The sequence below is a fragment of the Borborobacter arsenicus genome (assembly GCF_003934165.1).
GTDB lineage: Bacteria > Pseudomonadota > Alphaproteobacteria > Rhizobiales > Rhizobiaceae > Pseudaminobacter > Pseudaminobacter arsenicus.
In genome coordinates, this window is record NZ_RKST01000036.1 from 22,408 (window position 1) to 34,012 (window position 11,605).

The window sequence follows — 11,605 nt, forward strand, 5'->3', positions numbered from 1 at the left end:
CTAGCGGATCACTTTCAGCACGGTGCGGCGGGACAGATGCGGCAGCAGACGGGCCATGTCCCGCGCCGTTATCGCCACGCATCCTTGCGTAGGCGTGAAGCCCGGCCGTGCCAGATGGAAGAAAATGGCGCTGCCCCGCCCGCGCCTGCGCGGCGAAATGTTCCAGTCGAGCACGAGGCAGGCATCGTAGAGCCGGTCCTCACGCAGCATATGCTCATGGCTTGCGGCATAAGGCAGCCTGACCGGCCGGTTGTAGTTGCGGTCGTCCGGCACTTCGCACCAGCCGAGCTTCGGGCCGATCGGCGTCATCGCCAATCGCGCCTGACGTGGCGAGAAATGCCCGCGCCGGAAATAGCCCGAGAGGATACGCATCCGGGCCAGCGGCGTGGCGCCGTCGCCTTCGCGCTTGTTGGTGCTGATGCCGCCGCGCCCAAGCGCGCAGGCAAACACCAGATTTCCGGCGGTCAAAAGGCCCTTGCATGGATCGCGTGGACTGGCGCGAACGGTCAGCACTTTCAGGCCGGATCGTATTTTTGTGCCCGCCCCATTGCGTTCACGTTTTTTGGAGTATGATCGCATCGGGAACAAATCACCGTGACCGCTGTTCTCGCGGAGAGAGGTTCCGCATAAAAGACGAGCGGTCAACAGAATTATTCATTGCAAAACAACGGATTGATCCATGACATCCCGCACCATCCTGATCGTCGATGATGACGAGGACCTGCGCACCACCCTGGTGGAGCAGTTGTCGCTTTACGAGGAATTCGACGTCCAGCAGGAGGCGACTGCTGCAAAAGGTGTCGCCGTCGCCCGTGGCGGCCTGATCGATCTTCTGGTGATGGATGTCGGCCTGCCCGACATGGATGGCCGCGAGGCCGTCAAGCTGTTGCGCAAGGGCGGCTATAAGGCGCCGATCATCATGCTGACCGGCCACGATACCGATTCGGATACGATCCTCGGCCTGGAGGCGGGGGCCAACGACTATGTCACCAAGCCGTTCCGCTTCGCCGTGCTGCTCGCCCGCATCCGTGCGCAGCTGCGCCAGCATGAGCAGAGCGAGGATGCCACATTCTCGGTCGGCCCCTATACATTCAAGCCGAGCCAGAAACTGCTGCTGGACCAACGCGGCGCCAAGGTGCGCCTGACCGAAAAGGAGGCGTCGATCATCAAATATCTCTATCGCGCCGACCAGAAGGTTGTTACCCGCGACGTCCTGCTGGAGGAGGTCTGGGGTTACAATTCGGGCGTCACCACGCATACGCTGGAGACGCATGTCTATCGCCTGCGCCAGAAGATAGAGCGCGATCCTTCCAATGCTGAAATTCTTGTGACAGAAAGCGGCGGATACAAGCTGGTTCCATGATCGGTTTGCGGCCGGGGAACCGCATCGACCGAAAGAATACCAGGCCAGGAATTCGGGGACGTTATGGCGCTGGATGACGACATTCGCATTCTGTCCGGCGTGGGGCTTTTCGAGGGCTTCAGCGCGGAACAGCTGCGCCTGCTCGCCTTCGGCGCCGAATCGATGCAGCTGCCGGCCCAGCGCAAGCTCTATCTGGAACAGGACGAGGCTGATTCGGCCTATGTGGTCGTTAGCGGCAGCATCGTGCTGTTCCACGAAGCCGATGCCGAACGAACGCCGATCGTGCTGGCAAAGCCGGGCTCCATCCTCGGCGAGCTGGCGCTGATCGCCGACACCAGGCGCATGACAAGCGCTGCGGCAGCAAGTGATTCGGAAGTGCTGCGGCTGAACAGGAAGATGTTCCGGCGCATTCTGGAGGAATATCCGGAACTGGCGGTTGCCCTTCACCGGCGCATTACCGATGAATTGCAGGCGCTCATCCGCCGCATCGAGGAAGTGGCACCGCGGCTGGCGCCTTAGCCGTCATCACACCGAGCCATCGGATCGGTGCCCGTTGACGGCTTGGACGATCGGCGCGATGCTTCCTGCCGAGGGGCAAGGAGGTCATCGCCATGCGCCTGCTCATCCTGCTCCTGGCGGTTTTTCTGGCCGCATGCCAGACCACCGCACAGCGCACCGAAGCTCCACCACCGGCATCAAGCCCTTCAAGCACGAATGGAAGTGGTATGGGCGGCACGAGCGGCACCGGTGGCGGGGGCTACTAGAGCATGATCCCGAAAAGTTGCAGACTTTTCGGGCAAGATCATGCTCAATAACAAAGGCTTAGATCGAAATAGCGATTCAAGGAAACGTCACCTCGATCTAAGGATTTGAAACGGGTCGGGATCGACGGCTCGAACACGTTCAAAGATCGAACCGCGCGATCACCGGCACGTGGTCGGACGGCCGTTCCCAGCCTCGCGCCTCGCGCAGGATTTCGATGCCGCGCAGTCCGGGCGCCAGGTTCTGCGACGACCAGACATGGTCAAGGCGCCGGCCACGGTCGGACGCCGCCCAATCCTGCGCGCGGTAACTCCACCACGTATAGATCTTCTGCTCGTAGGGAACGTTGAGCCGCATCAGGTCGACCCATTCGCCGCCCTTGCGCATCGCCTCGAAGCTCTCGGTCTCGATCGGCGTGTGGCTGACGACTTTCAGAAGCTGCTTGTGCGACCACACATCATGCTCAAGCGGGGCGATGTTGAGATCGCCGACCAGAACCGATGCCGAATTGGCGTCGTGCTCGGCGCGAATGGCGTTCATCTCCGCGACAAAATCGAGCTTGTGGCGGAATTTCGGATTGATCTCCGGGTCAGGCTCGTCGCCGCCGGCAGGCACGTAGAAATTGTGCAGGAGGATCTGCTTGCCGCCGACCGGCACCCGCACCGACAGATGGCGGCAGTCACCCATCTTGCAGAAGTCGCGCTTTTCCACCAGTTCCAGCGGCCGCCGGGCAACCGTCGCCACGCCGTGATAGCCCTTCTGCCCGCTGATCGCGAGGTGCTCATAACCGAGCTTGCGGAAGGCAGCCGAGGGAAACTGGTCGTCAGGACACTTGGTTTCCTGCAGGCACAGGACATCGGGTGCGTTTTCGATCAGGAACCTTTCCACCAGCGGCATGCGCAGGCGCACGGAGTTGATGTTCCAGGTGGCGATCGAAAATGTCATGGGAGATTCCGGCATTGGCAACGAATGCCGGAAAGTGGCAGCGGCGGCCATCAAATACAAGGCCGGGTCGGGTTCCGGCGCGGCCTTTGCCTGCTGTCCACAGCTATCGCCGGTTTAAAAACGGCCTGCGTGGGCCCGCAGGCCTATCGGCTGCCCTTGTTCTTGTTCAGCTCGATATTGCGGCGATAGTCGATCTTGAACAGGCTCTGGTCGAACGTCACGCCCTGCTGGACGTTGAAGATCATCACCGTCGTGTCCTTGCCCTGCGCGTCGGTGATGGTCCACTGGCGCAGCTCGTAGGATTTCGGATCGAACATCATGGTGATGGTCGAATTGCCGAACACCGACTTGTCGGCAAGCTGGATGGTGGTCAGGTCGTCCTCTTCCTTGACGCTGCGGACCTTGTTGCCGGACAGGTCGATGCGCTCGTCCAGAAGCAGCTTGAGCGGCGTCTTCGACAGCGGATAGAGGTCCATCGTCTTCATCTTGCGATTATCGAGCACGACGGACTGACCGTCCGAGATCACCCTGAAGCCCGAATTGCCCTCATAGTTGAAGCGGATCTTGCCCGGCCGCTCGATATAGAACTTGCCGCCGGTCTGCTCGCCCCTCGGCCCGAACTGCACGAATTCGCCGGTCATGGTGCGCACGCTGGCAAAATGATCGGCGATCTTCTGGGCCGCGTCCGATGCGGCGGCGGCGGCCGGCTCTACCGGTTCCATGCCCGGCACGGCCTGCAGCGCGGCCATTCCCGCGGTCGCCAGCGCGAGCACCAGAAAGGCACGGCGCGTCCGTGGGCGGAGGATTGGCGTCAGGGCGATGTTTTTCATGCCGTCTTCACTCATATGTCGATGCGATTTGGCTCCCGTAGGCATTTACTTGGGCTGAAGTTTGGCGACGGCAAGATGCGCTGACGCATCCTGCGTCAATTCGAGCCGATCAGAACTTGTCTTCCTCCGTGGGAACGAGGATTTCGCGCTTTCCGGCATGATTGGCGGGGCCGACAACGCCTTCCTGCTCCATTCTTTCGATGATGGAGGCGGCGCGGTTGTAGCCGATGCCGAGGCGGCGCTGGATATAGCTGGTCGAAGCCTTGCCATCGCGCAGCACAACGGCCACGGCCTGGTCGTAGGGGTCCTCCGAGTCCTCGAAATTGCCGCCGCCACCGCCCTTGCCGGAAGGTTCGTCCTCATCCTCGCCGTCGTCCTCGGTGATGGCATCGAGATATTCCGGGATGCCCTGCAGCTTGAGGTGGGCGACCACCTGCTCGACCTCGTCGTCGGAGACGAAGGGGCCATGCACGCGCTGAATGCGGCCGCCGCCGGCCATGTAGAGCATGTCGCCCATGCCGAGCAGCTGTTCGGCGCCCTGCTCGCCCAGAATGGTGCGGCTGTCGATCTTCGACGTCACCTGGAAGGAGATGCGGGTCGGGAAGTTCGCCTTGATGGTGCCGGTGATGACGTCCACCGATGGGCGCTGGGTGGCCATGATGACATGGATGCCGGCGGCACGCGCCATCTGCGCCAGCCGCTGCACCGCGCCTTCGATGTCCTTGCCGGCGACCATCATCAGGTCGGCCATCTCGTCGATGATCACGACGATATAGGGCAAGGCTTCGAGATCGAGATGCTCGGTTTCGTAGATCGCCTCGCCGGTCTGCTTGTCGAAGCCGGTCTGCACGGTGCGCGTGATCTGCTCGCCCTTCTTCTGCGCCTGTGCGACGCGGGCGTTGAAGCCGTCAATATTGCGCACGCCGACCTTGGACATCTTGCGGTAGCGGTCCTCCATCTCCCGCACAGTCCATTTCAGCGCCACCACCGCCTTTTTCGGATCGGTCACCACAGGCGTCAGCAGGTGCGGGATGCCGTCATAGACCGACAGTTCCAGCATCTTGGGATCGATCATGATCAGGCGACACTGTTCCGGCGTCATGCGGTAGAGCAGCGAGAGGATCATGGTGTTGATGGCGACCGACTTGCCCGAGCCGGTGGTGCCGGCCACCAGCACATGCGGCATCTTGGCGATATCGACGATCACCGCCTCGCCATTGATGGTCTTGCCCAGCGCCAGCGCCAGCTTGGCCTTGGTGGTCTCGAAGTCGCGGCTTGCCATGATCTCGCGCAGATAGACGGTCTCGCGCTTGGCATTGGGCAGTTCGATGCCGATGGCGTTGCGGCCGGGCACGACGGCGACGCGCGCGGCAATCGCGCTCATCGAGCGGGCAATGTCGTCGGCAAGGCCGATGACGCGCGATGACTTGATGCCGGGCGCTGGTTCCAGCTCGTAGAGTGTGACGACAGGACCGGGCCGGACATGGATGATCTCGCCCTTGACGCCGAAATCCTCCAGCACGCCCTCCAGCAGCCGGGCATTCTGCTCGAGCGCGTCCTTCGACAGGCTGGCATCGCGCACCACATTGGGCGGCTGGGCCAGGAAATGCAGCGAAGGCATCTCGAAGGCATGCGAGCCGATCAGCGACGTCTGCGCCTCGCGCTGCACCCGGGCCCCGGGCGCGGGGCGAGGTGCGGGGCTTTCGACCCGGCTTGGCGCAGGCGAACGGAAATTCTGTACCCGTGCAGGCTCAGCGCGGGGTGCCACGGTTTCGCCGGGTACGAAATCCAACTCATCGTCGGAAATATCGTCATCATCCGGATCGATGGAGGGCGTGCGGCCATCGGCCACCATGGCGGCAAAGAACTCCGGTTCTACGCGCGCGCGGCCCCTTGCATCCGCGCGGGCCTCCGCCTGTTCGGCGAATTCCACGCGCTCGGCGGCAAGACGCCAGGCGCTGCCGGAGCGGGGTTCGACGTCTCGATATTCGTCATGCCGGTGACGGCGCATGGCGCGGCGATGGAGAAAGGCCCGGAACGACAGCCACCAATGGGTGATCGCACCGAGCGCGAGAATGCCTTCATTGTCGCCATCGTCGTAGAAGGTGAGGGAATCGGGTTCCGACTCCTCACGCGCCGGCTCGTCCTCTGCCACAGCAAAGCCGTTCGGCCGCGCCAGCAGACCCGAACCATAGCCAAACAGCCAGGCTGCGGGGCCGACGAGAATGACGGCGGCAAGGCTTGCCGCCCATCCGGTCGGATAGCCGCCGGTGGCCATGCCCGGGATTTTCAGGATCATGTCGCCGAAAACGCCGCCGAGGCCGGTCGGCAATGGCCAGGTCGCCGGAGGTGTCGTGCAGCCGGCGATCGCGGCAAACAGGAGCGATGCGCCGAACCAGGCAAATGCCCTGCGCGGCATGCGGTCGACGCCGCGGGCGGTCATCAAAAGCAGTCCCCAGACGACCGCAGGTGCGAGCGCGGCGACGGCGGACAAGCCGTAAAACTGCATGGCAAGATCGGAAAACACCGCGCCCGGATAGCCCATCGCATTGGTGACGGGATTGTCGGTGGCGTGGCTGAAGCTCGGATCGGCGACATTCCAGGTGCCGAGGCTGGCAAGGCCGAAGGCGACGAAGGCAAGACAGGCCAGGCCAACCAGACGCCCTATCTGCCGGCGCGCAAATGCCTGAATGCCGTGCCCCGTATCGGTCAACGCGAGCGGTGCGGTAACCCCTGAACGCATGCCTATTCCCCGTCCATGATGCTTTCGCCCGGCGCGAACGCACCGTGGGCAGATTCAATGGTCAGACTATCGGCGGGAAGGTTAAGGCTGCATTAACCATGGAGATTTTCAGCGCCTTATTTCATAAGGCTTTGCGGGCTGCACGTTACCGCACGTTACCGCTGCCGTTACCGGAACGTTCACGGCCACGAATCCTCGCCTCTGCAAAGCGGTCGGCCGCTTCCAGTACCGCCCGATCGTAAACTTTCTTGGTGGTGCGAGTGCCGCTATGACCGGCCACCTTGGCGGCATCCTCGATCGACGCATTGTTCGCGCGACCTTCCGATATCCCCGACGCTCGAAGATCTCGGGCCCAAACATTGCTGGCGATATCGGCCGCCTTGCGATCGCTGTTATATCGCTTGCGCCAATTCTGCTCGAGGTAGGGCAACCTCGTCGTCGGAGAGACAATGACAGGCCCTTTGCGGACCTCTGCCGGCCAATGCGCCAGCTCCTCCACTACCATTGGTGCTTTCGACAACGGATAGATGATTGCCTTTCCGGTTGTGTCAGCCGTCTTGGACGGGATGTATTCGAGAAACAAGTTGCCATCGATGTCTTCCCACCGCAGGCCGTGCCACTTCTCGTTTCGGTCGGGGTCGATGACATCGGAGATGATGGGCGTGTCCATCGGGACCCACTGACCGACCACGTCCCAAAGCCTCAGGACGGTTTCGAACGCCAATGCATAGGCCAGCGCCATGATCGGCTCTCCGCGCTTGTGCGCCGCCTGGCGAAGTCGGATAACCTGCTCTGCCGTCATGGATGCGTCACGCGACTTTGGCGCCGGCAGCTTCTTGCGTGTTTCCCGTAGGACGGTAGATAGTTCGACGCATCCTGCGAACCGAAGCATTATTCCGAAGCTGATCGCAGCATCGAGCACCGACCGTGCCATAGCGGCAGCGGCAAGGTGCTTGCCGTTCTCCGACCATACGTCGTGCCAACTCAGGATATCGACCCCTGAAACGTCGCTTATTCGGATGGCCCCGACATGGCCCCGCAGCCGGCGAAGATAGTGATTGTAAGGCCGTCGCGATCCGGGCTTGAGCTTCCTGTAGGGGCTGCGCTCGTGCAACTCGTACACGTCCAGCAGCGACCGGATGGTTCCATCGAACTTGAGCAGGTCGCGGCGATAGCCTGTGCGCCACAAAAGCATATCGGCCTGCAGCGCGTTGCACTTGGCGACGAGCATTTCCTGCTGGTCCGCCAAATGCTTCAGATTGACGGTCTTCGGCGTATAGCCGTTCTTCACGTCAGTTTCGTCGGCGACCCATATAGGCGACAGGCCGCCGGCAAGCTTGCGCCATTTCAGGCCCGGCGCCTTGACGGTTTCCATGCGCTGACATCCTCCACGCCACGCGGTGCTGAACCTGACCCAGCACTGCCCCCAAGGTACTCATCATAGAAGCGGGCGACCAGCCTTACCGGCCGTCCGCCGTGGAAAGCATCAATAGGCGGGAAACCTGGCTTGGATGCAAGGGTCGGCAGGCGCTCGCGCATCCACTTTTCGGCCTCATCCTTACCAACAATGGCTTCTGCGATCTGCCGATCGCTGGCGAACATCGGCAAGTCATCAAGGCGCAGTGGCCGATCGGTAGCCTTCATCGCCCCGCCCCCATACTGATCCAGATCCACAAAACACAGATCGTGAGCCCGACGAGCGAGCCAAGGAGCATGCGCTCGGCCGGCCGGAGCGGTGGCAATGAACGGCGGCCCTCTCGGAGTTCAGGCCCGGCGATGACACCGGCAAAGATGCCGGCACCGCGCAGAATGAGAATGGCGATCGCCAGACGGAGGCACTTCATGATGCACCCCCATCGACCAACCAGCGCATGACGATGTAAACCGCTCGTGTGTCATGGCACGCGTTGTCAGCGACGTCCCAAGTCCCATTGCCGGACTTGTGGCAATTCGCGTAGCACAGAGCCACGGTGCGCAGTCCGTCGACCGTCTTCGGCTCAATGGCCAAGATGCGATTGGACAAGGCGCCAAGCTCTCGCTCGCTCTCATCGATGCGCGCTATTGTCTCGGGCGACTCGTCGTCCCCGACCTCGTCGTAGAGATCGATTTGCGCTTGGCGCATCCTGCGGAACTCTTTGCCCAGCTTGATCAGTTCGGCGTCGGGATGGTTGGACAGGACAAGGGCGTTCATGGCCGGTCCCCCATGCTGGAGGCAATTCGCGACAGGTCGGCGATCACACGATCGGGTCGCTCGGTGCCGCCCACATATCCTTGCGCAAGCAAATAGAACTTGCGGTCGTATTCTTCTCGCGTGAGCACTGGCTTGCCTTCTACGATCGCTTCTATTGCTGCGATCTCGATCCCCAGCGCGTCGCAGAAGTCATCGAGGATCAATCCGGCGTCGTTGTAGGATTCATCAACCTTGCCGCGCTCCACATAAAAGCGTGGCTGCTCCTGAAGCCCAGAAAGAACATCAAAGACGGTACGGAGCGCATCATTGAGGGCGTAGAGCTGGCAGATCGACAACTCGTCAGTCTTGAAGCCGAGTGGATGCTTGATGGCGGTATTCATTTCGCGCCACCTTTCAGCCCTTCGTGGCATTCGAGTGCGTCGTGAACCGGCCCAAGCAATTCAATAGCCAGACGCAGACCGGAACCGATGCTATCCGCGAGTTGGTCAATCTCCGCGCGAGACTGCGCGCTGCTGCCGCCCTCAATGGCCCATGCTGCGCTCTCGCACAGGGACAGGACAGCGAGGGCCTGATAGCTGCACTGGATCAGTTCATCCGCGCTCATGTCGGTGTGGGGAATGAAGCGGCTCATTTCGCACCGCCTTCCTCGGCGAACATGCCGCCGATGTTGCCCCATTTCTTGCCCGGATGGAGAGCCATCGACTTGCCGTGGTCGTAGCTGGCGACGCCACCATAGCGTTGACCACACACGATGATGGTTGCCTCTGACGCCCCATCTGCAAGGACGAGACGTTCCAATTCCTCCATGAGCCACATGGCACGCTCGCGGGCGGTCATTTCAGGGACTGCGGCCTCGGCCGCGACAGGGGCGACGACTGTGGCCGCACCGGCAGCCGCAGACTTAGTCAGGAAAAGGCGACGGGTGAGGCTCATGCTGCACCGCCTTTCCGTGCCCAAATGCGCCTGCACTCAACGAAAGCCATCCGCACATCGTCAAATTCGTTTTCGGCAAGGAATGTGCGAATGGGGTCAAGCTGATCAAGCACATCGCAGATTATGAGTTCTGCGTCGGAAGTGGTGAAGTTTGAGAGGCCTTGGCTATCAGCCAGCATCGCGAGACGAAGAGAGCGGAGTTGGGCAATCGCTTGGTCAATTTCATCGACCGGCTCCTGCCCTGGATAGGGGACAGTCGCTTTAGTAGGCATAGCTTCAGCGGTCGCCCGCGTGGCGTCGTTCGTTCGCATCGGTCAGGTACTCCCATCGGTGAAGATGGTTTAATATGTATGATTAACGTACATTTAACGTCAAGCGATATCTGTACGATTTTCAAACATTTGTCGTGCACGACGCTAGCTAAGTGGATAATATGAATGCCAGTGGCGCGAGATCACGCGGAAATGAAAGGGCTGCTTGGGATCTCGCGCGGCTGATGAGTGAGGTCGTTCCGAGCCGGGAAAACCGGGTTCAGTTACTCAAAGTTGCTATCGTTGGTAGGAGGAAGGGTGAGTTGAGCGGCCGGCAGACTCCACATTCCTACGTAGTTCTGCTTCTATGCGCGCGGGGCGTTGGGGAGAGACGTAATGGAGTTGGTGTTCCCGCACCGGATATCATACCGGGATGGCACCGCGTCGATAGACGAAGCAATCGAAAATCTAAAAGCGCAAAAGCGACTGCTGGAAGAAGGTGTTCGCTTTCTCGATCTCGCGGTCCCGAATATGACCGTAGAATCAGTGCGAATTCGCGTCGTCAGCGTGGCTTCTGGAAGCCTTGTATCGGACTTGGCTGTAATCTTGGTGACCACGTATCAGGAAGACCTGGAAGGCAAAATAGTTGGCGGGATTGAGGCGGTGTTTGGGGTGGATATTCCAGCGGAATATGAAGCGCTTGTCACTCTGTCGGCGCTTGCCGTTACGTATTTGGTCGCTCGCTATGCTTATGATGCGGTACGCTCCAAAAAACCCGATCGTCCAGCCTCTACGCACATAGAAGGCGACTACAACACGGTAGTCAACGTTATCTCTGATAAGATAAATCTCCCGACGAGTTCTGTTGAAAATGCCCTTAATGAGGCGATCCCTCAAGGACGCCGCCGGTCGCTCATTAAGTCGGTCACCAAATTCTTGAAGCCGAGGGAAGACGGAGTTATCTCGCCGGTCACAGTCGGCGGGGTTGGCGAGATATCTCCAGAAACTTTGAAGGAATACCCATCGGATAGCGAACTTGCCGAGATTGATGAGTCTCGAAACGTGGATTTACCCAGCGCATTATTGGACATTCGCGCCACAGACCGCGACAAGAACACTACAGGGTGGGCGGCTGTTATCATTGGAGACAAGCGGTTTAAGAAGCGCATGCAGATGGATTTATATCCAACGGTCGATGCAGCGGCCTTGGCCAAGAAAGAGCGTGTGAAAGCTGATGTTACGGTAGAGGGAGATCGAAGGGCCGATGGGTCTTTTGTTGGCAAGAGAATCCACCTCCTGAAAGTCTTGCCAGACGCTTGAAGTGTTGTTAGCGTTTACCGCAATTGCGCCTCTATGATCTCACGCGCTGCCTCGAACACCGGCCGCGCCTCAGGCTCCCCGCTTTCGTGAGATTCGAGCAGGAACAACGCCTGTTCATACACCTCGCGGACTTCCTCATCAGACAGAACGCTGTCAATGACCATGGAATCGGGACCCCGTATTTTCGCGTAAAAGGGACCCCCTGCTTGGGTTGATGAAGGGCACGGCGGTGAGCGCCCGATCAGGCGAAGCTGGTCGGGGTTGCAC

Annotated in this window: 16 protein-coding genes; 3 read left to right on the forward strand and 13 right to left on the reverse strand. The window is 60.6% G+C overall.

Features of this window, described 5'->3' with window-relative positions; genetic code table 11:
- Positions 1-579: a L,D-transpeptidase family protein gene (locus EET67_RS23070; protein WP_128628562.1), complete on the reverse strand. Its 579-nt coding sequence runs from the start codon at positions 577-579 to the stop codon at positions 1-3.
- Between the two features lie 100 nt (positions 580-679).
- Here EET67_RS23070 and EET67_RS23075 point away from each other — a divergent pair, with 100 nt between their 5' ends.
- Both EET67_RS23075 and EET67_RS23080 read left to right on the forward strand, forming a co-directional pair.
- Positions 680-1,363 (forward strand): response regulator transcription factor, encoded by a 684-nt coding sequence (locus tag EET67_RS23075; protein WP_128628563.1) that lies wholly within the window; start codon positions 680-682, stop codon positions 1,361-1,363.
- Positions 1,364-1,426: 63 nt separating this feature from the next.
- On the forward strand, positions 1,427-1,882 hold the full coding sequence (locus tag EET67_RS23080) for a cyclic nucleotide-binding domain-containing protein (RefSeq protein ID WP_128628564.1): 456 nt from the start codon (positions 1,427-1,429) through the stop codon (positions 1,880-1,882).
- Positions 1,883-2,266: 384 nt separating this feature from the next.
- Here EET67_RS23080 and EET67_RS23085 read toward each other — a convergent pair whose 3' ends face one another.
- The 11 genes from EET67_RS23085 to EET67_RS23135 all read right to left on the reverse strand — a co-directional run bounded on the left by EET67_RS23085 (position 2,267) and on the right by EET67_RS23135 (position 10,078).
- Positions 2,267-3,070 carry an exodeoxyribonuclease III gene (locus EET67_RS23085; RefSeq protein WP_128628565.1) on the reverse strand — a complete coding sequence of 268 codons (804 nt, stop codon included), beginning with the start codon at positions 3,068-3,070 and terminating at the stop codon, positions 2,267-2,269.
- Between the two features lie 143 nt (positions 3,071-3,213).
- Positions 3,214-3,900, reverse strand: a complete 687-nt coding sequence (locus EET67_RS23090; RefSeq protein WP_128628566.1) for an outer membrane lipoprotein carrier protein LolA — start codon at positions 3,898-3,900, stop codon at positions 3,214-3,216.
- A 109-nt stretch (positions 3,901-4,009) separates the two neighbouring features.
- The gene (locus EET67_RS23095) at positions 4,010-6,643 is read right to left on the reverse strand and encodes an FtsK/SpoIIIE family DNA translocase (protein ID WP_128628567.1); all 2,634 of its coding nucleotides are present in this window, start codon (positions 6,641-6,643) and stop codon (positions 4,010-4,012) included.
- A 145-nt stretch (positions 6,644-6,788) separates the two neighbouring features.
- A complete protein-coding gene (locus EET67_RS23100; RefSeq protein ID WP_128628568.1) occupies positions 6,789-8,018 on the reverse strand; it encodes a site-specific integrase in 1,230 nt (409 codons plus the stop codon).
- Positions 7,991-8,287, reverse strand: coding sequence for a hypothetical protein (locus EET67_RS23105; protein WP_128628569.1), 297 nt, complete (start codon positions 8,285-8,287; stop codon positions 7,991-7,993). The genes EET67_RS23100 and EET67_RS23105 overlap by 28 nt, the downstream gene beginning before the upstream one ends.
- Positions 8,284-8,487 carry a hypothetical protein gene (locus EET67_RS23110; RefSeq protein ID WP_128628570.1) on the reverse strand — a complete coding sequence of 68 codons (204 nt, stop codon included), beginning with the start codon at positions 8,485-8,487 and terminating at the stop codon, positions 8,284-8,286. Before EET67_RS23110 ends, EET67_RS23105 begins: the two co-directional genes overlap by 4 nt.
- Entirely contained in the window at positions 8,484-8,834 is a 351-nt protein-coding gene (locus tag EET67_RS23115) for a hypothetical protein (RefSeq protein WP_128628571.1), read from the reverse strand. The genes EET67_RS23110 and EET67_RS23115 overlap by 4 nt, the downstream gene beginning before the upstream one ends.
- On the reverse strand, positions 8,831-9,214 hold the full coding sequence (locus EET67_RS23120) for a hypothetical protein (RefSeq protein ID WP_128628572.1): 384 nt from the start codon (positions 9,212-9,214) through the stop codon (positions 8,831-8,833). The genes EET67_RS23115 and EET67_RS23120 overlap by 4 nt, the downstream gene beginning before the upstream one ends.
- Positions 9,211-9,465: a hypothetical protein gene (locus tag EET67_RS23125; RefSeq protein WP_128628573.1), complete on the reverse strand. Its 255-nt coding sequence runs from the start codon at positions 9,463-9,465 to the stop codon at positions 9,211-9,213. The genes EET67_RS23120 and EET67_RS23125 overlap by 4 nt, the downstream gene beginning before the upstream one ends.
- Positions 9,462-9,767, reverse strand: a complete 306-nt coding sequence (locus EET67_RS23130) for a twin-arginine translocation signal domain-containing protein (protein WP_128628574.1) — start codon at positions 9,765-9,767, stop codon at positions 9,462-9,464. Before EET67_RS23130 ends, EET67_RS23125 begins: the two co-directional genes overlap by 4 nt.
- Complete coding sequence (locus EET67_RS23135; RefSeq protein ID WP_128628575.1) at positions 9,764-10,078, reverse strand: hypothetical protein; 315 nt, start codon at positions 10,076-10,078, stop codon at positions 9,764-9,766. Before EET67_RS23135 ends, EET67_RS23130 begins: the two co-directional genes overlap by 4 nt.
- A 336-nt stretch (positions 10,079-10,414) precedes the next feature.
- Here EET67_RS23135 and EET67_RS23140 point away from each other — a divergent pair, with 336 nt between their 5' ends.
- Complete coding sequence (locus tag EET67_RS23140) at positions 10,415-11,338, forward strand: hypothetical protein (RefSeq protein ID WP_128628576.1); 924 nt, start codon at positions 10,415-10,417, stop codon at positions 11,336-11,338.
- 14 nt (positions 11,339-11,352) lie between these two features.
- Here EET67_RS23140 and EET67_RS25895 read toward each other — a convergent pair.
- Positions 11,353-11,605: hypothetical protein (locus tag EET67_RS25895; protein WP_210211159.1), on the reverse strand; the 253-nt coding region annotated here is incomplete at its 5' end.